22 protein-coding genes and 1 pseudogene are annotated in these 20,670 nt (G+C 58.2%); 9 read left to right on the forward strand and 14 right to left on the reverse strand.

What is annotated here, in order from left to right; all coding sequences use genetic code 11:
- Positions 1-31: 31 nt before the first annotated feature.
- The 5 genes from ACVHNU_RS13690 to ACVHNU_RS13710 all read right to left on the reverse strand — a co-directional run bounded on the left by ACVHNU_RS13690 (position 32) and on the right by ACVHNU_RS13710 (position 3,025).
- Positions 32-1,051 carry an AbrB family transcriptional regulator gene (locus ACVHNU_RS13690; protein WP_003226087.1) on the reverse strand — a complete coding sequence of 340 codons (1,020 nt, stop codon included), beginning with the start codon at positions 1,049-1,051 and terminating at the stop codon, positions 32-34.
- Between the two features lie 43 nt (positions 1,052-1,094).
- The gene (locus ACVHNU_RS13695; RefSeq protein ID WP_003226088.1) at positions 1,095-1,517 is read right to left on the reverse strand and encodes an HD domain-containing protein; all 423 of its coding nucleotides are present in this window, start codon (positions 1,515-1,517) and stop codon (positions 1,095-1,097) included.
- A 15-nt stretch (positions 1,518-1,532) separates the two neighbouring features.
- On the reverse strand, positions 1,533-1,913 hold the full coding sequence (locus ACVHNU_RS13700; RefSeq protein WP_473020001.1) for a hypothetical protein: 381 nt from the start codon (positions 1,911-1,913) through the stop codon (positions 1,533-1,535).
- Between the two features lie 202 nt (positions 1,914-2,115).
- Positions 2,116-2,529 carry a hypothetical protein gene (locus ACVHNU_RS13705; protein WP_103521496.1) on the reverse strand — a complete coding sequence of 138 codons (414 nt, stop codon included), beginning with the start codon at positions 2,527-2,529 and terminating at the stop codon, positions 2,116-2,118.
- A gap of 70 nt (positions 2,530-2,599) precedes the next feature.
- A complete protein-coding gene (locus ACVHNU_RS13710) occupies positions 2,600-3,025 on the reverse strand; it encodes a hypothetical protein (RefSeq protein WP_473020002.1) in 426 nt (141 codons plus the stop codon).
- 588 nt (positions 3,026-3,613) lie between these two features.
- Between ACVHNU_RS13710 and ACVHNU_RS13715 the strand changes: the two genes are divergently transcribed.
- A complete protein-coding gene (locus ACVHNU_RS13715) occupies positions 3,614-3,901 on the forward strand; it encodes a fructose-bisphosphate aldolase (RefSeq protein ID WP_473020003.1) in 288 nt (95 codons plus the stop codon).
- Positions 3,902-4,056: 155 nt separating this feature from the next.
- Here the strand turns inward: ACVHNU_RS13715 and ACVHNU_RS13720 are convergent, their stop codons facing one another.
- The gene (locus ACVHNU_RS13720; protein WP_473020005.1) at positions 4,057-4,983 is read right to left on the reverse strand and encodes a hypothetical protein; all 927 of its coding nucleotides are present in this window, start codon (positions 4,981-4,983) and stop codon (positions 4,057-4,059) included.
- 145 nt (positions 4,984-5,128) lie between these two features.
- Between ACVHNU_RS13720 and ACVHNU_RS13725 the strand changes: the two are divergent.
- Positions 5,129-5,239 (forward strand): annotated as a pseudogene (locus tag ACVHNU_RS13725) (fructose-bisphosphate aldolase); the annotation flags it as partial.
- A gap of 55 nt (positions 5,240-5,294) precedes the next feature.
- Here ACVHNU_RS13725 and ACVHNU_RS13730 read toward each other — a convergent pair.
- The 5 genes from ACVHNU_RS13730 to ACVHNU_RS13750 form a co-directional block, all read right to left on the reverse strand.
- On the reverse strand, positions 5,295-5,744 hold the full coding sequence (locus ACVHNU_RS13730; RefSeq protein ID WP_473020006.1) for a hypothetical protein: 450 nt from the start codon (positions 5,742-5,744) through the stop codon (positions 5,295-5,297).
- Positions 5,745-6,387: 643 nt separating this feature from the next.
- Positions 6,388-6,936, reverse strand: coding sequence for a cupin domain-containing protein (locus ACVHNU_RS13735; RefSeq protein WP_003226097.1), 549 nt, complete (start codon positions 6,934-6,936; stop codon positions 6,388-6,390).
- Positions 6,937-7,332: 396 nt separating this feature from the next.
- Complete coding sequence (locus ACVHNU_RS13740) at positions 7,333-8,616, reverse strand: NAD(P)/FAD-dependent oxidoreductase (RefSeq protein WP_003226098.1); 1,284 nt, start codon at positions 8,614-8,616, stop codon at positions 7,333-7,335.
- Positions 8,617-8,667: 51 nt separating this feature from the next.
- A complete protein-coding gene (locus ACVHNU_RS13745) occupies positions 8,668-10,158 on the reverse strand; it encodes an aldehyde dehydrogenase (RefSeq protein ID WP_400495630.1) in 1,491 nt (496 codons plus the stop codon).
- A 164-nt stretch (positions 10,159-10,322) separates the two neighbouring features.
- Positions 10,323-11,699 (reverse strand): glutamine synthetase family protein, encoded by a 1,377-nt coding sequence (locus ACVHNU_RS13750; RefSeq protein WP_003226100.1) that lies wholly within the window; start codon positions 11,697-11,699, stop codon positions 10,323-10,325.
- 282 nt (positions 11,700-11,981) lie between these two features.
- Between ACVHNU_RS13750 and ACVHNU_RS13755 the strand changes: the two genes are divergently transcribed.
- The 5 genes from ACVHNU_RS13755 (at position 11,982) to ACVHNU_RS13775 (ending at position 17,303) form a co-directional block, all read left to right on the forward strand.
- Positions 11,982-12,743 carry a gamma-glutamyl-gamma-aminobutyrate hydrolase family protein gene (locus ACVHNU_RS13755; protein ID WP_473020007.1) on the forward strand — a complete coding sequence of 254 codons (762 nt, stop codon included), beginning with the start codon at positions 11,982-11,984 and terminating at the stop codon, positions 12,741-12,743.
- Positions 12,744-13,112: 369 nt separating this feature from the next.
- Positions 13,113-14,255, forward strand: a complete 1,143-nt coding sequence (locus ACVHNU_RS13760) for an ABC transporter ATP-binding protein (RefSeq protein WP_003226103.1) — start codon at positions 13,113-13,115, stop codon at positions 14,253-14,255.
- Positions 14,256-14,284: 29 nt separating this feature from the next.
- Positions 14,285-15,166 (forward strand): ABC transporter permease subunit, encoded by an 882-nt coding sequence (locus ACVHNU_RS13765; RefSeq protein WP_371260449.1) that lies wholly within the window; start codon positions 14,285-14,287, stop codon positions 15,164-15,166.
- Positions 15,163-16,038 carry an ABC transporter permease subunit gene (locus ACVHNU_RS13770; protein ID WP_003226106.1) on the forward strand — a complete coding sequence of 292 codons (876 nt, stop codon included), beginning with the start codon at positions 15,163-15,165 and terminating at the stop codon, positions 16,036-16,038. The genes ACVHNU_RS13765 and ACVHNU_RS13770 overlap by 4 nt, the downstream gene beginning before the upstream one ends.
- A gap of 167 nt (positions 16,039-16,205) precedes the next feature.
- Positions 16,206-17,303 (forward strand): polyamine ABC transporter substrate-binding protein, encoded by a 1,098-nt coding sequence (locus ACVHNU_RS13775; protein WP_201137244.1) that lies wholly within the window; start codon positions 16,206-16,208, stop codon positions 17,301-17,303.
- Between the two features lie 243 nt (positions 17,304-17,546).
- Here the strand turns inward: ACVHNU_RS13775 and thpR are convergent, their stop codons facing one another.
- The gene (gene thpR / locus ACVHNU_RS13780) at positions 17,547-18,086 is read right to left on the reverse strand and encodes an RNA 2',3'-cyclic phosphodiesterase (RefSeq protein WP_003226111.1); all 540 of its coding nucleotides are present in this window, start codon (positions 18,084-18,086) and stop codon (positions 17,547-17,549) included.
- Between the two features lie 105 nt (positions 18,087-18,191).
- Between thpR and ACVHNU_RS13785 the strand changes: the two genes are divergently transcribed.
- The gene (locus ACVHNU_RS13785; protein WP_103521551.1) at positions 18,192-18,386 is read left to right on the forward strand and encodes a PIN domain-containing protein; all 195 of its coding nucleotides are present in this window, start codon (positions 18,192-18,194) and stop codon (positions 18,384-18,386) included.
- Between the two features lie 187 nt (positions 18,387-18,573).
- Here ACVHNU_RS13785 and ACVHNU_RS13790 read toward each other — a convergent pair whose 3' ends face one another.
- Both ACVHNU_RS13790 and ACVHNU_RS13795 read right to left on the reverse strand, forming a co-directional pair.
- Positions 18,574-18,927, reverse strand: a complete 354-nt coding sequence (locus ACVHNU_RS13790) for a DUF1428 domain-containing protein (RefSeq protein WP_473020008.1) — start codon at positions 18,925-18,927, stop codon at positions 18,574-18,576.
- A 2-nt stretch (positions 18,928-18,929) separates the two neighbouring features.
- Positions 18,930-20,009: a hypothetical protein gene (locus ACVHNU_RS13795; protein ID WP_473020009.1), complete on the reverse strand. Its 1,080-nt coding sequence runs from the start codon at positions 20,007-20,009 to the stop codon at positions 18,930-18,932.
- A 302-nt stretch (positions 20,010-20,311) separates the two neighbouring features.
- On the opposite strand from ACVHNU_RS13795, the gene ACVHNU_RS13800 reads away from it, so the two are divergent.
- Entirely contained in the window at positions 20,312-20,584 is a 273-nt protein-coding gene (locus ACVHNU_RS13800; RefSeq protein ID WP_003226119.1) for a hypothetical protein, read from the forward strand.
- Positions 20,585-20,670: the final 86 nt, after the last annotated feature.

Here is a 20,670-nt window from a genome sequence, read left to right on the forward strand (position 1 = left end):
AGCTTGCTCCCTCCCCACAGGGGGGTGTGCTTCAGACTTCCTCCCGCGCCCGCCGCGCCTGCACCAGCAACGCCGGCGCAAAGTGCAGCAGCACCATCCGCGCCAGGTGGTGCGTGAGGATAAACACCACATTCAACCCGCCGGCAAACGCGACAATCGCAATCGTCTCGATCGCCCCCGGCATGTACGCCAGCCACAGCGACAACGGATCACTGCCCAGCCACCGCGCCGCCACTTCGGCGAAAACCGCCGCCACCACGATCATCAGGCCGACCGACACCAACGCCGTCCGCCCATGCCGCCCCAATTCCGCAAGGCCGAGCCCCTGAAAGCGCGAACCGATCCGCACGCCAAGAATCAGCGCCGCCAGATTCAGGCTCCAGTCCGGCATGTGGAAGCCGTGCAGCCATCCCGATTTCACGAACACCGCGGTGAGCAGAATTGCCGTCAACATGAACGGCGCCGGCACGCCGATCACCAACAGCAAGCGCCCGATGACGATGCTCAAGCCGATCAGCGCCAGCACCGTCAACGCCATGCCCGTGCTCAATGGAGCGCTTTCCATCACGGCCACCGAGGCCTGTCCGGGAATCAAAAAACTCACCAGCACCGTGATCAACAGCAAGCGCATCAAGTGGACGATGATGACTTTGCTCGAAGCCTTTTCCGATTCGAGCAAATCAAACACCGCCGCCAGTGCGCCGGGGTACACCGCCAACAGCGCATCGGTGCGATTCCATCCTGCGCCGCGGGTCAGCCACCATCCGGCGAGGGCAATCTGCACGGTCAGGCATATCAGCAGAACGCCGAGGCTTGGCAACATCGCCGAAGCCGTCGCACTGTCCCACGCCTCGAACATCAGCCCGGTGGCGATACCCAGCGTGACCTGGATGTAGCCCAAGCCATAAGGCGTCGCGGGGGCAAACCCGAACCTGGTGGCGACCAATGCGGTGACAAGAATCGCCCCCAGCAACAAGCCATGAGGGACACCGCTGACCTGCAACGCAGCGCCAACGGCGGCCGCGATCAACAAACACAGAATCGATTTCATATTTTCGCCTTCCTGGCTATTCAACCGTGGCTATTTCGCCGGGTCAGGCGCGCAACCGCCCAATCGCCCGCCGATACTTCTCGACCCGCTCCAGATCCTCCCAACTCGGCGAGGCGATCCGCGACAGGTCGCTGTTTTCTTCCAGATCCGCCAGTTTCACCACCCGGCCAATCGGGTTCTGCGCAGCACGCTCGACGAAATCCTCGTAGGATTCGCCGGGCACTTTGGTCACTGATTCAATCGCCGTCAGCACCTCTTCGCTGAAACCTTCCTTGCGCAAGTCATCGAGGCTGACGCCGCAATCCTCGACCACATCGTGCAACACGGCGACGATGCGTTCTTCCAGCGAGTTCATGCGCAACATGACTTTTAGCGGATGCAGAATGTACGGCGCACCGCCCTTGTCCACCTGCCCGGTGTGGGCGGTGGCGGCGATGGCGATAGCGCGTTCGAGGGTTTGAGTCATGCGAGTCTCCGTGGTTTAAACGCCGTAACGGCCGCCGACATGAATGTTGCGTTTGAGCCAGTTGCCGATTGTTTTCAAGCGCCCCACTGGCTGGGAATATTGTTCAAGAATCACGGAAACCAATATCGCCTGATCCACCCCCGGATGCGCATCGATCACCTGCGCCACCCACGCACAATCGGCTTTCCGCAGATGCTCACGCCACTCGCCGGGCCACGCGTCCAGCTCATCCAGCGCCAACCACCGCGCCCCGCCCTGATTGGCATGCCCGCCGCCAATCGATTGTTCGAAACAGAACGGCGTCGCCGGTCGGGACAAGTCAATGCTGAAGATGTAGATGTCTTGAGTGGGGTGCTGCGGCGTGGGGGCGTTGTTGCGGCTGCCGATTTCGATCATGCGCGGTTCCGTCCGTGGGTGAGGCGTTACAACTTGTTTCGCAGTCTACGACGTGGTGTCGATGGGGGGAACCTTTGGCGATGAACCGGGGGGTGGCAAGTGAAAAGTTTGACTGGGCAGTCCGGGAATTGCGTTTCAGTCGCCCAGAAAAAAGGGACACCGTTGGGTGTCCCTTTTTTGCGTTTGGATTCAGGCCGACGGGTCAGCGCTTCATGGCTTCGCATTGATTGCGCAGATCATGATCGCCGATTGACGAACAACTACTGCCTTTCTTCGCTTCACAAAAGGCACGTTGGTCATGATCACCAATGCTTGAACAAGAACTGCCTTTCTCCGCTTCGCAGGCCGAGCGCATGTCATGGTCGCCAATGGACGAACAACTACTACCCTTTTTGGCCTCGCAATAAGCACGCTGGTCATGATCGCCGATGCTTGAACACGAACTGCCTTTCTCCGCTTCGCAGGCCGAACGCAGGTCGTGGTCGCCGATGGAAGAACAGCTGCTGCCTTCCTGCCTGGCCTGGCAATAACTGCGTTTGTCGTGATCATTGATGCTGGAACAACTGGCGGAAACGTAGCCGCTGAACAGCAACAACATCGCAAGAATAAGTTTCATCTCACACTTCCCTGGATTGCCAGGAAACAGCCTGGCACTGCTTGATGCAATCACTGAGCGATTTATTGCTTCAACGTTTCATGGCTTCGCACCGGGTGCGCAGGTCATGGTCGCCAATATTTCCGCAACTGCCGCCGCCGGTCGTGGCATTGCAATAAGCTCGTTGATCATGGTCATCGATGTTCCCGCAAGAACTGCCGCCCTGCTCCGCGTTGCACCGCGCACGCAAGTCGTGATCATCGATATTGCCGCAACTGCTGCCGCTCTTTTTGGCGTTGCAGTAGGCGCGCTGGTCATGGTCGTCAATGTTGCCGCAGGAACTGCCGCCCATCTCCGCGTTACACGCCGCCCGTATATCGTGATTGTCGATATTGCCGCAACTGCTGCCGCTCTCCCTGGCATTGCAATAGGCCCGCTGATCGTGGTCATCGATGTTGCCGCAACTGGCGAACGTGTAGCTGCTGAACATCAACAACATGGCGAGTAATAGTCTCATCACACACTTCCCTGGGTTGCCAGGAATCAGCCTGGCACTGCTTGAGCCGATGAATGAGCGTCGCGACACGCCATCAAATTGACATCGGTTTTGAGGAAAGTTCCGGGGCTGGAATGTGCGATGATTGTTTTGATCTGAAAACGCCGTAGGAAATTGCTCCGCGTGGTGAGGGAGCTTGTTCTTGCGGGGCTGCGAAGTGGGTCGAAACATGGCGAGTCATTTTTCCCTGACACGCTGCAGCCATTGATTTACGCCGATTGCGCCGCCAACCGGGAGCAAAATCGCTGGCCACACGTGGTGATTTCACGTCCTACAGGCTGATTGCGACGGTGGAAGTAGGTGCCTAGAGTGGGTCTGTCGCTGAACGAATTTGGCGATAGGGTTTCGCAGCCCTTAAGATTGACACCCTGTTCCGTCTGGCACGGCCGACTCTCGGCTGCGCAATCTTTATGGCGGTTGTGCGTGGGAGACCTTCGGGTCTGCCGGGTCTTGGTGTTAATCCTCCGGTCTGCGAACCCGCGCATAGCTGCCACCCATTTTGTTTCGCAGCAGAACGGTGGCAATTCTTCTCAACAAAGGATTAACACCATGACGACACAGAAACTGATGCGCCACTGCGCGAACATGTCCCACCCCGCTACCGATCGACCCGTTCTGCTCATCGACGCTGACGCCCCACTGCGGGACCTCCATGCTTGTGCCAGTGAGCGCCTTAACACCGTTCTCAAATACCTGGATCTGATGGCCTGCATCCGCCTCCCCGACCATGCAGAACACGACATCTACACTGTGACCACCATTGCCAGGATCATGGTGCAAGACGTGAGTGATATATTTCGAGTTATAGAGCAACGAGGATTCGATGTTCCTGGCTAGAAAATTTGAAGGTGACAGGTTCACATAATTAAATCTGTCACCTTTTCTTTGTCACCTTTTCTTTCGTTCTCCTTGGATAGAGCACTGGAAGATGGCGGACTTACACAAGAAAATCTGTCACCTTCTTAATTCCAAAAACAAAAAGCAATTCTAGCTTAAATCTCTATAACTATTACTCCGCTACACCCTGTTGCCGCTTCCATTTTTTCCGGGTACAGAGCAGTTAAAACCAAGAGCTGAAAAAATGGTGTCATTTTATAACTCCAACTGACATTAAGGGAAGAAAACTTCGTCAACAGCAACTGCATACCCCTCGATGGAGTCATCGGACTCAGCCGAAGATCACGATATTTTTTATATATCACTGGAGCCAAGACAAACATTGCAACAAGTCTACAGACCAGCAAAAAACCTCTAACAAACTTCCCCCCACTTCGACTACGCCACGAAACAACAAAAGAGTACGTTCCCTTGACTGTCTCTATTCCTATTGGCGGAATAGCATCTTGGGCCAAAAGCCAAGATTCCATGACCAACACGAATCCAGAGTGTTCTTTTATAAGTTTATTAATGGAGTTTCGCGCATAAACGTATGCCATTGACACCGGCTCAATCTTGCCATTTAGATGCAGGTGATATTCTCGAGGGGTACTGGTGGTCAGCGATGTGAATTTACCAAGCGGAATGTGGAAACGCTGAGCTTTTGTCGCAAAATAAAGCAAAAATCCAAGCATCATTCCAGTGAGGCACATTTTCCACCCATAGAGAAAGTACACTGTTGTACATTCTTCAAAGGGGCCGAATCTCAATGATAAAAGGTAATCCAGTGCCAATATCATCCAACCACAGATAGCCATTCCGACAGATACGCAAACAGCGACCCAAATGCATCGACGAGCGGCCAAAGTCACCAGAGACACAAAAAACCTATTACTGACAAGACGATTTAGATCACGTCCCAGCGCCTTCAGAACTACCATAGCGCCTAAATAAATTACGTAAGCCACTGTCGTCAAACCACCTACAACTAGAAAGACGGATTTAACTTCCGTCAATGTTGAGTATTGCTCACAAGAAAACATCTACTGCACCACCGCAATCGATAGAAAATAATAAAAACTATTGTGTCGCACGGGCCAGGCAGGCGGAGAAGTATTCATTCTGGAAATCGGCAATACGTTGTTTCAGCTCTTCGGTATCCTGCCACATAAATAAATCTGTCACCTTTTTATGGAACATGACATCAACACAGTCACCATCATCGCCAGAACTCTAATTCAGGACGTGAGTGACGTGTTTCGAGTTATAGAGCAACGGGAATTTGGTGTTTTTGGCTAGGAAAATTGAAGGTGACGGACTTGCACAAATAAATCTGCCACCTTTAAGCTACTTTTTATTTTACATTTTTGAGAAATCCAAGTGCAGTTATAACACCGGACTTCATCGCCAAAATTGTACTACCATAGATCACAAAAATAATGATCACGACTTCAGCAACCAAAAGCCGATGATTACCAGCAGTATATTTAAAGGACGCCCATGCCAACTTACCACCCTTGAGCCCGCCCTCTTTCAGCATGCTCTTATGCTCTTCAATGTCAGAGCGACTGGCCAATGCCTTGTCATATAAAAGAGATCCATTAGCAGCGAATGCAAGAATCCACATAATTGCGAACAGCACTAGCACAAAGACCCCAATGCCATACCACGCACAAGACTCAGGAGGTTGCCTCATCATTTTCTCGCCAATAATCATGATGGCGGCGAATAGAAGAATCTGCGGAGTTAAATTCCTCAAAAACTCTAGATATGTAGCACGACCTTCCTTTTTAAAAAACCACATCTGCAACATCCTTATCTGTTGAGACCAAAAAGCTTGGCTCGCTACGATCTATACCATCGAATTACCGAGCGCAATGAATCATCGAAAAAACAAATTTTTTAAATATTTTGCGACTAATTTTGTTCAATCATCAAGAAACTTACGACCAACTTTATAAGCCCCCCAGCCTACCAACCCTAACACCGCAGCTCCGGCAACAGCGCATCCAACAATAGGCAAGACGGCAGCGCCAGCAGCACTTCCCGCAATCGCCGTTACCCCACCAACCATCCCAGTTCCACCCACCGCCAAGCTACCACCTCCCGCTGCAGCCAACGTTGCGGTAGTTGCTGCCGCCGATCCAGCAGTCGCAAGAGCAGCCGCTGCGGCCGTTTCAGCTGCGGCTACTCCGATAGCGGTTACACCGTAGGCTGCACCGAGGCCTGCTCCTGTCGCAGCGCTAACGCCTGCGGCAACGGCTCCACCTAAATTCTCGTCTTTTTTTTCTGCCATGAGCCACCTCCATTTTTTGGATCCATATGATGGCACATAAACATCACTTTAAGCATTCAAAAACGAGAGAGGGAACAGAATTTCAGTCGTAAAAAAACCGCATCTCTGCGGTTTTCAGTTTGCGGTTAATGCGAGAAAAACGGCGTTTTTCTCAAAAATTCGCCGGCGTATTCGCACTAATAATCTCAGCCTCATCCGCCCCGATATTCCGGAACTTATGCGGCAGCGTCGTCGGAAAGTAATACCCATCCCCCGCATTCAACACGCTCACCTGCCCATCCACGGTCAACTCAACAGTGCCTCGCGTAACAAGCCCGCACTCCTCACCTTCCGCATGCACGATCGGCTCTTCCCCGGAACTCGCGCCCGGCGCGTATTGCTCGCGCAGCAGGCGCATCTGGCGGCTTGGGACGGAGGCGCCGATGAGGAGCAGGCGCAGGCCGTGGCGGCCGAGGTCGGGTTGTTCGTTGGCGCGGAAGACGTATTGGTGTTCGCGCGGGGGCTGGTCGAAGGTGAAGAAGTCGGCCAGGGACATGGGGATGCCTTCGAGCAGCTTTTTCAGGGAGCTGACGGAGGGGCTGACGCGATTCTGTTCGATCAGGGAGATGGTGGCATTGGTCACGCCGCTACGCCGGGCCAGCTCGCGCTGGGAGAGTTTGTAGCTTTCGCGTACTAGTTTGAGTCGAGAACCCGTATCCATGACAGCCTTATGTGAGTAGTACTTAAGGGCAATGGGGGTGGGTGGCGGGTGCCGCGCAAGGCGCGCGGATCACGTTGCTCCCGTGTCCCGGAACCGTGAAAGGCGGCTATTAAATCACGTTTGCCGGTGTTGCTCAGCAGGTTCGATGGACGGTGGGATAAAAGTCCTTCTGGCCTTGGTAATACCGCCACTGTGGGAGCGGGCTTGCTCGCGAAAGAGTTGTGTCAGACGACATGTGCGTTGGCTGAACTGGACCCTTCGCGAGCAAGCCCGCTCCCACAGTTGGATCTGTTTTGTGTCATTTGGCTGGGTAGCGGTTGTCAGGCCGCCATCGACGGTGTTGCTACAGCATTAAAAAAACCGGCGGGGTCTTGGGGCCGCCGCCGGGGAGGTAACCTAGATGCCGAAGCGGTCGCGCAGCGAGTAGTAGACGGCGCCGAGGGCGGTCAATGGGGCGGAGAAGGTGCGGCCGCCGATCATGGGCATGTGCGGCAGCGAGGCGAACGCGTCGAAGCGTTCGGCGTCGCCGCGGATCATTTCCGAGATCAGTTTGCCGGCCAGGTGCGAGCAGGTGACGCCGTGGCCGCTGTAGCCTTGCATGTAGTAGGCGTTTTTCTCGATGCGGCCGAATTGCGGCATGCGTGACATGGTCAGCAGGAAGTTGCCGGTCCAGCGGTAGTCGATTTTCACGTCCTTGAGCTGCGGGAAGGTCTTGAGGATCTTCGGCCGGATCAGTTGTTCGATGTCGTCCGGTTCGCGCGCGCCGTAGACCACACCGCCGCCGTACAGCAAACGGTTGTCGGCCGTGAGACGGTAGTAATCCAGCAGGTAGTTGCAGTCTTCGACGCAGTAGTTGTTGGTGATCAGGCTGCGCGCCTGCTTCTCGGTCAGTGGCTCGGTGACGACGATCTGCGAGCCGCAGGGCATGCTTTTCGCGGTCACGCGGTTGTCCAGACCTTGCGGCAGGTAGGCGTTGCCGGCGATCAGCAGGTACTTGGCGCGCACCTGGCCTTTGGCAGTACGCACGACGTTCGGCTCGCCGTATTTGATTTCCACGGCAGCCGATTGCTCGTAGATCTTGCCGCCCAGGCGCACGATGGCCGCGGCTTCACCGAGGGCCAGGTTCAGCGGATGCACGTGACCGCCCTGCATGTCCAGCAGGCCGCCAACGTAGGCGTCGGAGCCGACTTCGCGACGAATGTCAGCGGCGTCGAGCATCTTCAGGTTCTTGTTGCCGTAACGTTCCCAGCTGCGCTTCTGCTCAGCCAGACCGTTGAGTTGTTTCTTGTTCATCGCTGCGAAGATGCCGCCCGGGCGGTAGTCGCATTTGATGTCGTATTCCTTGATCCGCGAACGGATGATGTCGGCGCCTTCGAAAATCATGCTGCCGAGAATTTCCGCCGTCTTGTCGCCATAGCGTTCTTCGATCACATCGACGTCGCGGCTGTAAGAGTTGACCAGTTGCCCGCCGTTGCGACCGCTGGCGCCGTAGCCGACTTTCGCCGCTTCCAGCACCGTCACTTTGTAGCCGGCCTCGGTGAGGAACAGCGCCGAGGACAGGCCGGTGTAGCCGGCGCCGATGATGCAGACATCGCACTCGACCGACTCTTCAAGGGTCGGGAAGTCGATGACTTCGTTGCGGGTGGCGGCGTAGTAGCTGTTGACGTGTTGTTGCTTCATTTTATTGTTCTCCGAGGGTCGCCCGTAGGAGCGACCACCGTTGTAAAAGAGTTAGAGCTTGATCCAGGTCGCTTTCAGCTCGGTGTACTTGTCGAACGCGTGCAGCGATTTGTCACGACCGTTGCCCGACTGTTTGAAGCCACCGAACGGCGCGGTCATGTCGCCGCCGTCGTACTGATTGATCCAGACGCTGCCGGCGCGCAGGCCACGGGCGAAGGTGTGCGCCTTGCTCAGGTTGCTGGTCCAGACGCCGGCGGCGAGACCGAAGATGCTGTCGTTGGCGATCTGCAGCGCTTCTTCAACGGTGTCGAAGGTGATCAGCGACAGCACCGGGCCGAAGATTTCTTCGCGGGCGATGGTCATCGCATTGGTTACGCCATCGAAGATCGCCGGTTGCACGTAGAGGCCACCGGTTTCTTCGAGGGTGCGCTGGCCGCCGGCGATCAACTCGGCGCCCTGCTCGCGACCGATGCTGATGTAGCGCAGCACGTTGTCCAGTTGACGCTGATCAACCACCGCGCCGACGGTGGTCGCCGGGTCGAGGGCATGCCCCGGTTTCCACGCTTGCAGCGCTTCCACCAGCAGCGGAATGAATTGCTCGCGGATCGAACGTTCGACCAGCAGGCGCGAACCGGCGGTGCACACTTCGCCCTGGTTGAAAGCGATGGCGCCGGCCGCAGCCTGGGCTGCCGCGCGCAAGTCCGGGGCGTCGGCGAACACCACGTTCGGGCTCTTGCCACCGGCTTCGAGCCAGACGCGTTTCATGTTGCTTTGGCCGGCATAAATCATCAACTGCTTGGCAATCGCCGTGGAGCCAGTGAAGGCCAGCACGTCGACGTCCATGTGCAGCGCCAGCGCCTTGCCCACGGTGTGGCCGAAGCCCGGCAGCACGTTGAACACGCCTTTCGGGATGCCCGCGTCCAGTGCCAACTGCGCGATGCGAATCGCGGTCAGTGGCGACTTTTCCGAAGGCTTGAGAATGAACGAGTTGCCCGCCGCCAGCGCTGGGGCGAACTTCCAACTGGCCATGATCAGCGGGAAGTTCCACGGCACGATGGCGGCGACTACGCCGGATGGCTCGCGGGTCACCAGACCGAGTTGATCGTGCGGCGTGGCGGCAACTTCATCGTAGATCTTGTCGATGGCTTCGGCGCTCCAGCGGATCGCGTTGGCGGTCGCCGGGATGTCGATGCTCATCGAGTCGCTGATCGGTTTGCCCATGTCGAGGGTTTCCAGCAGCGCCAGTTCTTCCTGGTGTTGCAGGATCAGATCGGCGAAGCGGATCAGGATGCGCTTGCGCTCGGCCGGAGCTTTGTTGGCCCACACGCCGGAGTTGAACGATTGGCGCGCGACTTCGACGGCGAGGTTGGCGTCGGCTTCATCGGTGCTGGCCACGGAGGCGAGGAAACGGCCGTCGACGGGGCTCAGGCATTCGAAGGTGGCGCCGCTGATCGCCGGGCGATATTCACCATTGATGAACGCGCGGGATTCGATGGTCAGGGACTGGAAGCGTTGTTCCCAGTCGTTGCGGGTCATGGTCATGGGGGTGACTCACACAGGAGAATTGGTGACCGATATCCCTGTGGGAGCGAGCTTGCTCGCGAATACGGTGGGTCAGTCACCTTCAATGTTGAAGGTGATGGCCTCTTCGCGGGCAAGCCCGCTCCCACAGGGTTTTGCGGTGTTAACGGGATCGCGCTTGAGCGTCAGACGGTATGCAGATACCAGTTGTACTCAAGGTCAGAGATCGAGTTTTCGAACTCGGCCAGCTCGCTTTCCTTGCACGCGACGAACACGTCGATGTACATCGGGTCGATGTAGCGGGCCATGACTTCGCTGTCGTCCAGCTCGCGCAACGCGTCGCGCAGGTTGTTCGGCAGGCTCTGTTCGTTCTGCTCGTAGCTGTTGCCTTCAACGGGCGCGCCTGGCTCGATCTGGTTGGTCAGGCCGTGGTGGATACCGGCCAGCACCGAGGCCATCAGCAGGTACGGGTTGGCGTCGGCGCCGGCAACACGATGCTCGATGCGCACGGCGTCGGCCGAACCGGTTGGCACACGGACTGCAACGGTGCGGTTGTCGATGCCCCAGCTCGGCGAGTTCGGCACGTAGAACTGCGCGCCAAAGCGGCGGTAAGAGTTGACGTTCGGGCAAAGGAAGGCCATTTGCGCAGGCAGGGTCTCCAGCACACCGCCGATCGCGTGTCGCAGTGCGGCGTTCTGCTCGGGATCCTCGCTGGCGAAGATGTTGTTGCCTTCTTTGTCCAGGATCGAAATGTGCACGTGCAGACCGTTGCCCGCCTGGCCCGGATACGGCTTGGCCATGAAGGTGGTGTCCATCTCGTGGTCGTAGGCGATGTTCTTCACCAGACGCTTGAGCAACACCGCGTAGTCGCAGGCCTTGATCGGGTCGGAGACGTGATGCAGGTTGACTTCGAATTGCGCCGGGGCGCTTTCCTTGACGATGGCGTCAGCCGGAATGCCCTGCTCTTTCGCGCCTTCGAGGATGTCTTGCAGGCAGTCGACGTATTCGTCGAGATCGTCGATCAGGTACACCTGAGTCGACACCGGGCGCTTGCCGGAGACCGGCGAACGTGGCGACTGCGGACGGCCGTTCACGTTGTCCTGGTCGATCAGGTAGAACTCCAGTTCGAACGCGGCGCAGATGGTCAGGCCCAGTTCGTCGAACTTGCGCACGACGTTGGCCAGCACTTCACGCGGATCGGCGAAGAACGGCTCGCCTTCGATCTCGTGCATGGTCATCAGCAGTTGTGCGGTTGGACGCTTCTGCCACGGCTCGATGCTCAGGGTGCCCGGGATCGGGTAGCAGATGCGGTCGGCGTCGCCGATGTCCAGACCCAGGCCGGTGCTTTCCACCGTGGAGCCATTGATATCCAGAGCAAAAAGAGAGGCCGGCAGGTTGATGCCTTTCTCGTAAACCTTGTGGAGGCTGGTGCGTTCGATGCGCTTGCCGCGCACCACACCGTTCATATCCGCAATCAGAAGGTCGACGTACAAAACCTCAGGATATTTCTTAAGGAATGCGTTTGCTTCGTTGAGTTGAACGGTACGCAGAGGGACCGACATGATGCACCTATTTAGCTGTTAATTATTATGTTCACTGCTGTTTCGCCGAGCCAGTCAATCCGAAAGGCAAAGTGAAGTCAATAGCGAACACCTGGCCGTTCAGCGTTTATTTTTCGGGCTTTTTTTAACACTCACGTGCCAATGCAGGCGCCATAAGGCCGGGAATCATGAAGATTTGATGAACGGCGTTTAGAATTTTTTACATGGCAGTTGTTAATTAAAATCAACGAGGCTAAGCTCCGGAAAAGCTCGTTCAAGTGTCAAACTTCGAGGTGAATAAAAATGGCATTCAAGCCATTGATCGGCGTTACTGCGTGCGTCAAACAGATTGGCCTGCACCCCTATCACATCAGCGGCGACAAATACGTTCGCGCTGTCAGCGTTGCGGCGCTGGGGCTGCCGGTGGTCATTCCTTCCCTTGGCAAACTGACTGAAATCGAAGACCTGCTCGGTCAACTCGACGGTCTGTTGCTGACCGGCTCACCCTCGAACGTGGAGCCCTTCCACTATCAAGGCCCGGCCAGCGAACCCGGTACGGATCACGATCCGGCGCGGGACGCCACTACCCTTCCTTTATTGCGTGCAGCCATTGCCGCGGGCGTTCCGGTACTCGGCATCTGCCGTGGCTTCCAGGAAATGAACGTGGCGTTCGGTGGCAGCCTGCACCAGAAAGTGCACGAGCTGCCGGGCATGCTCGATCACCGTGAAGCCGACAGCCCGGACGTGGCCGTGCAATACGCACCGGCGCATGCCGTGAGCGTGTTGGCGGGCGGCGTGTTCGAAGCGCTGGCGTTGCCGGGCGAGTTCCAGGTCAACTCGATTCACAGTCAGGGCATCGACCGCCTCGCGCCCGGCCTGCGTGCCGAAGCGGTGGCGCCGGATGGCCTGATCGAGGCGATTTCGGTCGAGCACAGCCCGACCTTCGCCCTCGGCGTGCAATGGCACCCGGAATGGCAGGTGCTGGACAACCCGAACTACCTGAAGATTTTCCAGGCGTTCGGTGAGGCTTGCCGGCAACGGGCGGCGCGACGCAACCAGCGCTGACTCAACCCAGGATTTCAAAACTGTTTACTGCCCCCACGGGGTCGGCGGTTGCGCGTGGGCGCATCCGTCATCCGTGAAAACAACAAACCGTAATAACAACAAGTACGACCCAGGCAGCCAGGACGGCGGCGCCGACCAAGCCGGATCGTAGGAGCAGTGCCCGTCAGGACAACGCAAAACCCTGTGGGAGCGGGCTTGCTCGCGAAAGCGGTGTGTCAGGTAACAACGATGTCGACTGACACGACGTCTTCGCGAGCAAGCCCGCTCCCACAGGGGAAAGTGATCCGACAGGAAATGCGCTTACAGGCTTGCAATCCACTTAAGCCCGGCCACGTTGGCCGAGCGAACGAAACCTGTTGGGAGTTTCACATGGCAAACGCCTCCAGCACTTACCGGAAGGCACTTGAAGGCCACCAGCAACCGAAAAAGGTTCTGGTGAAAGTCGATCGTGTCACCAAGAAGTTCGACGAAACCACGGCAGTGGACGATGTGTCCCTGGAGATCCACCAGGGCGAAATCTTTGCCCTGCTCGGTGGCTCCGGTTCGGGCAAATCGACCCTGCTGCGCATGCTCGCCGGTTTCGAGCGCCCGACCGAAGGGCGGATTCTGCTCGACGGTGTGGACATCACCGACATGCCACCGTACGAGCGGCCGATCAACATGATGTTCCAGTCCTACGCGCTGTTCCCGCACATGACCGTGGCGCAGAACATTGCCTTCGGCCTCAAGCAGGACCGTTTGCCCGCCAGCGAAATCGACGCCCGCGTCGAAGAGATGCTGCGCCTGGTGCACATGACCCAATACGCCAAACGCAAACCCCATCAGCTGTCCGGCGGCCAGCGCCAGCGCGTTGCCCTCGCCCGCTCGTTGGCCAAGCGTCCGAAGCTGTTGCTGCTCGACGAACCGATGGGTGCACTGGATAAAAAACTGCGTTCGCAGATGCAGCTGGAGCTGGTGCAAATCATCGAGCGCGTCGGCGTGACCTGCGTGATGGTGACCCACGACCAGGAAGAGGCCATGACCATGGCCGAGCGCATCGCGATCATGCACCTGGGCTGGATCGCCCAGATCGGCAGCCCGGTGGACATCTATGAAGCGCCGGTCAGCAGAATGGTCTGCGAATTCATCGGCAACGTGAACGCCTTCGACGGCACCGTGGTGGAAGACCTTGAAGGTCACGCGATCATCCACAGCCCGGACCTGCAACAGAAGATTTACGTCGGCCACGGCGTCAGCACGTCGGTGCAGGACAAGTCGATCACCTACGCGATCCGTCCGGAAAAAATGCTCGTCAGCACCATCAAACCCGAAGTCCGCTACAACTGGTCCGAAGGCAAGGTGCATGACATCGCCTACCTCGGCGGCCACTCGGTGTTCTACGTCGAGCTGCCGGGCGGCAAGATCGTCCAGTCGTTCATGGCCAACGCCGAACGCCGTGGCGCGCGTCCGACCTGGGACGACAAGGTCTACGTGTGGTGGGAAGACGACAGCGGCGTGGTACTGCGCTCATGAGAACCTTCAATCAGCAATTCCTGCGCCTGGTGCCCAGCGGGCGAAAGTTCGTCATCGGTATCCCGTTCATCTGGCTGTTCCTGTTCTTCATGTTGCCGTTTTTCCTGGTGATGAAGATCAGCTTCTCGGAAGCCGCGCTGTCGATCCCGCCGTACTCGGAGATCTACACCTACGCCGAACAGAAATTTCAGCTGATGCTGAACATCGGCAACTACACCATGCTCGGCGAAGACGAGCTGTACCTGTCGGCCTACCTCGGTTCGCTGAAAGTCGCGGCGCTGAGCACGATGATGTGCCTGGTGATCGGTTTCCCGATGGCCTATGCGATCACCAAGGCGAGCAAGGAAGCGCAAAACGTCCTGCTGCTGTTGATCATGATGCCGACCTGGACCGCGATCCTGATCCGCGTTTACGCGTGGATGGGCATCCTCAGCAACAACGGTCTGCTCAACGCGTTTCTGATGTGGACCGGGCTGACCGATCACCCGATCGAGATCCTCAACACCAACACCGCGGTGTATATCGGCGTGGTGTATGCGTACCTGCCATTCATGGTGCTGCCGCTGTACGCCAACCTGGTGAAGCACGATGGCAGTCTGTTGGAAGCCGCGTCGGATCTGGGTTCGAGCAACTTCAACAACTTCTGGAAAATCACCGTGCCGCTGGCCAAGAACGGGATTATTGCCGGCTGCATGCTGGTGTTCATTCCGGTGGTCGGTGAGTTCGTGATCCCGGAACTGCTGGGTGGCCCGGAGACGCTGATGATCGGTCGCGTGCTGTGGCAAGAGTTCTTCAATAACCGCGACTGGCCGGTGGCGTCTGCCCTGGCGGTGGTGATGCTGTTGATCCTGATTGTGCCGATTCTGCTGTTCAACCGCAGCCAGGCCAAAGAGATGGAGGCACGGGGATGAAACGCTTCGGTTTTTCCAAGTTCATGTTGATCTTCGGCCTGATGTTCATCTATCTGCCGATGCTGATTCTGGTGATCTACTCGTTCAACGCCTCGAAACTGGTGACGGTGTGGGGCGGCTGGTCGGTGAAGTGGTACGTCGGCCTGCTCGACAACACGCAGCTGATGGGCTCGGTGGTGCGCTCGCTGGAAATCGCCTGCTACACCGCCATCGCTGCAGTGGCGCTGGGCACCCTCGCCGCCTTCGTGCTGACGCGAGTGACGCGCTTCAAGGGTCGCACGCTGTTTGGCGGTCTGGTCACCGCGCCACTGGTGATGCCTGAGGTGATCACCGGTCTGTCGCTGTTGCTGCTGTTCGTGGCGATGGCGCAGTTGATCGGCTGGCCGCAGGAGCGTGGCATCGTCACGATCTGGATCGCTCACACCACGTTTTGTGCCGCCTATGTGGCGGTGGTAGTCTCCGCCCGCCTGCGTGAACTGGATCTGTCGATCGAAGAAGCCGCGATGGATCTGGGGGCCAAGCCGTTCAAGGTGTTTTTCCTGATCACCATTCCAATGATCGCGCCGTCGCTGGCAGCGGGCGGGATGATGTCGTTCGCCCTGTCGCTGGATGACCTGGTGCTGGCGAGCTTCGTCTCCGGCCCGGGCTCGACCACGCTGCCGATGGAAGTGTTCTCGGCGGTGCGTCTGGGCGTGAAACCTGAGATCAACGCGGTGGCTAGCCTGATTCTGCTGGCGGTGTCGCTGGTGACCTTCCTGGTCTGGTACTTCGGCCGCAAGGCAGAAGCCAACCGCAAGAAGGCGATTCAGGAAGCGATGGATCAGACGGCGAATGAGTCGTGGCAGCAGCCGCAACGCGCCGCCACTGCCTAAGCAACACCGATGAACAACTGTGGCGAGGGAGCTTGCTCCCGCTTGAGTGCGTAGCGCTCACAAGATTTTTGGGGCTGCTTCGCAGCCCAGCGGGAGCAAGCTCCCTCGCCACAGGCTTTATGTACACCCGATGTGTGTTTTTGAATAAAAAGAATGGAGTTGTACCGATGAAAATGTTTGGCAGGACTCTGCTGACACTGTCCTTAATGGGCGCAATCGCCACGGGCGTCCAGGCCAACGACAAGGTGCTGCGTGTTTACAACTGGTCCGATTACATCGCGCCGGACACCGTCAAGAAGTTCGAAGACGAGACCGGTATCCAGGTGACCTACGACGTGTTCGACAGCAACGAAACCCTTGAGGCGCGTTTGCTGGCGGGCAAATCCGGCTACGACATCGTCGTGCCGTCCAACAGTTTCCTGGCCAAGCAGATCAAGGCCGGGGTCTATCAGCCGCTCGACAAAACCAAGTTGTCGAACTGGAAAAATCTCAACCCGGTGCTGCTGAAAAACGCTGCCGCCAGTGATCCGGACAACGCCCACGCGTTCCCGTACATGTGGGGCTCGATCGGCATCGGTTTCAACCCGGCCAAGGTCAAGGAAGTGCTCGGTGCCAATGCCCCGACCAACTCCTGGGACTTGCTGTTCAAACCGGAAAACGCCGAGAAACTGAAGGCGTGCGGCATCAGCTTCCTCGACTCGCCGACCGAGATGATCCCGGCCGCCCTGCACTACCTGGGCTACCCGGTGAACGACAAGGACAAGGCGCACATCCTCGAAGCCGAAGCACTGTTCATGAAAATCCGCCCGTACGTGGCGTACTTCCATTCCTCGAAGTACATCTCGGACCTGGCCAACGGCAATATCTGCGTGGCGGTCGGTTACTCCGGTGACGTGCTGCAGGCCAAGGCCCGCGCGGTAGAAGCCGGCAACAAGGTGCAGATCGACTACAGCATTCCGAAGGAAGGCGCCGGCAGTTTCTACGACATGGTCGCCATCCCGCGCGATGCAGCGAACGTCGACAATGCCTACCTGTTCATGAACTTCCTGATGCGCCCGGACATCATCGCCGAGATCACCAACAGCAACGGCTACAGCAACGCCAACTCGGCCGCCACGCCACTGGTGGACGAAGCGATCCGCAACGACCCGGGTTCGTATCCGTCGCAGGCGGTGATGGCGACGTTGTATGCGGTGCCGGATCAACCGATTGCCACCCAGCGAATCATGACTCGCGGCTGGACCCGGGTGAAGCTCGGTAAATAACCGAATAACCCTGTAGGAGTGAGCCTGCTCGCGATGGCGGTATGTCAGCCAGCAATGATGCTGAATGTGCCGACGTCATCGCGAGCAGGCTCACTCCTACAGTGGGTCTGTGTTGTGACACAAGAAACTGATGGTTTTCCGTTCCCGCAGCGCCTTACCACCGCTGCACTCGCATGAACGGCCTCACCTGGCTCCCTCGGCTCAGGTGAATTTCAGGCGCCCTCGGGCGCCTTTTTTTGTGGCTCAGATCAGCGGCCAATCCTGCAGAATCCGGTAGCGGCCCTTGTGCGATTCGAACAGGGCAAATCGCTCGGCACGCAGGAAAAACTCCGGCGGTGTTGGGGATTCCGGCGCCGGCGCGCGAAAATCCCGAGCCAATGTCAGGTGGGGCCTATATTCGCGATTCGCCTCTTCAAAGCCGAACGGCAACATGGCCTGCTCCAGCGCATAGACCAACCGCAACAACGCTTGCGGAGCCTGTTCAGGCGCCAGCGACAACACCCCCGCCTTGTGCCAGACCTGCAGCCGATCCAGCGCAATCCGCAGCGCTTCGCCTGGAGTACGCACTTTGTCTGCGGCCTCACACACCTCACCTATCTGCGCCAACGGCACCGCCCCGAGAAACAGCAGCGTCAGGTGGAAGTTGTCCGCAGGCACCGCTTTGCCGGTGCGCAAACCCAGATCGGCGCGCCACTGAGCGATGGCCTTGCGTTGTGGCGGCGGGCAGTCGAGGGCGAAAAACAGTCGCTTGAACGGTTCATCCCTGCGCGCATCATCGGTCATGGCCCTGCTCCTTCGCTCGTCGATCGGCCGATTCTACACAGCCTTCTCTGACGACTGGCGACACCCGGCTATAGTTCAAGGATTGCCATCGAACCGGAGGTCGCCATGCGCGAGATCCTCAGCAAAGAACCGTGGTGGGCCAGGCCACCCTCCCCCGGGCAGGATGAAAGCGAGCTGGAATGGGGCTGGCTGGTGCATTACAGCGAGGGTGAGCCGCGTTTCGAATTCGTCCACGAGCGGCCAACGGAAGAGCAAATCCGCAACCGCAAAAGCTGCCGGATAACCCCCTCCCCAGAGTGATCACCCTCCCATGTGGGAGCGAGCCCGCTCCCACACTGGATTTGTGGCGTGCCCATGATCGTCGCCATCCGCAAAACCCTGTGGGAGCGTGGCTTGCCCGCGAAGAGGCCGGCACATTTTGCAAACCCGCTGACTGACACACCGCCATCGCGAGCAGGCTCACTCCCACTATGGCCTTGCAGTGGTCTCAGGGTTCGAGGAGATTGGTGAAACCGCCATAGATCATCCGCTGCCCGTCAAACGGCATCGGGTTGATATCGGGTTTCATGCGTGGGTCTTCCATCATTTTCGCCATGCCGGCATCGCGGGTGGCTTTGTCCGGCCAGATCAGCCAGCCTGACGCCACGGTTTCACCTTCCTTGAGTTTTACCGCCATCGGAAACGAGGTGAGCTTGCCGTCCGGCACGTCATCGCCCCAGCATTCCACCACGCTTAGGGCGCCGAATTCCTTGAACAGTTTCGCGGCGATCTCACAGTGTTTTTTGTACTGTTCGCGATTGGCATTCGGCACAGGCGCTACAAAAATATCGATGTAAGCCATGATCACTCTCCTTGCACGTTGGGTTCGATCTGCTGGATAGTCGATTCCGGCGGCCGCCATTCGACACGGTTGACGCCCAGTCCGACCGACGGTTGCCCTGCCCCGCCGAGGCTGCCTTCGACCTGCCCGGCGATATGCAGCGTACCGGCCATGACCCCGGTGGTCGGGTTCTGCAGCAGTTTCAGCCAGGCCTTGTCGAACGTGCTGCCCAGGCTGCTGCGAATCAGCGCTTCGCTGTCGGGCCGGTCACTGGCCTGGATGATCGCGCGGATGCCCGCCACACCGATCGAGATCACCCCGCCGACCAACTTGCCCGCCGCAGCCGCCACGGCACTGGCCGCCCCGCGCGGGGCCATCTCCGCTTCCATCCGCTGGCTGGCGCGCTTGGCAACTGGCGCCATGCCGGCGTCGGTTCCAGCGATGCCCTTGCTGCCGCCCTCGGTGTGAATCTTGTCGATCAGTGCGGCATACGCCGGCAGCGTGTTCAGCGGTTCGGTGCTGACGATCTGATACAGCGAAGCATCCCGTGCGGGCGGCGGCCCGAGGGCGATGGCCGGGACTTTCTGCAGGTGCCCGTAGAGCTGGGCCACCGGCACACCGTAGCGCTGGGCGATGAGTGGCATTTGCTTGGCCATCAACTGCGCATAAAACGCCGTGGCCTGACCGAGGATCGCGTCCGGATCGATCTCTACCGCTACCGGCGCCAGCACTCTTTTCTGATATTGCTCAAGCAGATAGGTAGCCAGGCGCTTGGTCGACGCATCCTGTTCGCCGCTGGCGCTGATGGTGTACCAACTGACTTTCATCGACAGCCATTCCTGGGTCCAGTAGCTGCTGAACCACGGAATGAAATTTTCTTCAGTTTGCTCATAGACGCGAATACGCCAATGTTCCATCGAACCTTGGGCAAACACCCTGACCTGCTCGGTGGACTGCTGCGAGGCGCTGACGATGTCGCGGTCGATTTGCTGCCAGGTGGCGGGTGAAACCACCACGGCAGGCGGCATCACCGGGGCCCGCGCCGAGGAGGCGCAGCCTGCCAGCAGCAACAGTGCGGCGACGCTCAGCGCACGCAGGTTCACGGTGGTGGAGTCCTTGAATGGAGGGAGACAGCATTGAGTATAGGTGTGTCAGTTTCCGGGGATGTTGGCTGTACCGCCGCCATCGCTGGCAAGCCAGCTCCCACAGAGTCCTTCAGTGAACATGAAGCCAATGAACACCCGAAAACCTGTGGGAGCTGGCTTGCCAGCGAAGAGGCCAGTCAATCCACCCCCTCTCTCAACCATCAACGCCGTCGATATTCACCATCGCCACGATTGCCTTCCGCCCGCCAGCCGGCAGAGGCACGATTCACCCATCCGAGACGCAACGAGGAGTACCCATCATGATTCGCACCATCACCCTCTCCGTGAGCTTCCCGGTGTTCGGCAGCAACTACTACGACCAGCAGGTCGTCTCGCGCAAGACCCAAGCGCTGCTGTTCAACGAAGACTTCGACGATGTGCTGATGCCCGCCGCGAGCAATCACTTCAGCAATGAAGTGGTCGGCATCAACGATCAGTTCCGCTTTCTGAGCGACATACTCGCCACCCATTTGCTGGATCTCGAGGCCACCGCGCCTGCGCATTCCAGCGTCCGGGCGAGCGCTCATTTTTAATTGCCCTTCCCCTGCAGAAAATGCCGAAGGCTGCTTCTGCAGGGGCTTTTAATTCATGAGCCCTTCGCATAACTCTATAGCGAAAA

The sequence above is a fragment of the Pseudomonas sp. Ors-4-3C genome, from assembly GCF_055755035.1.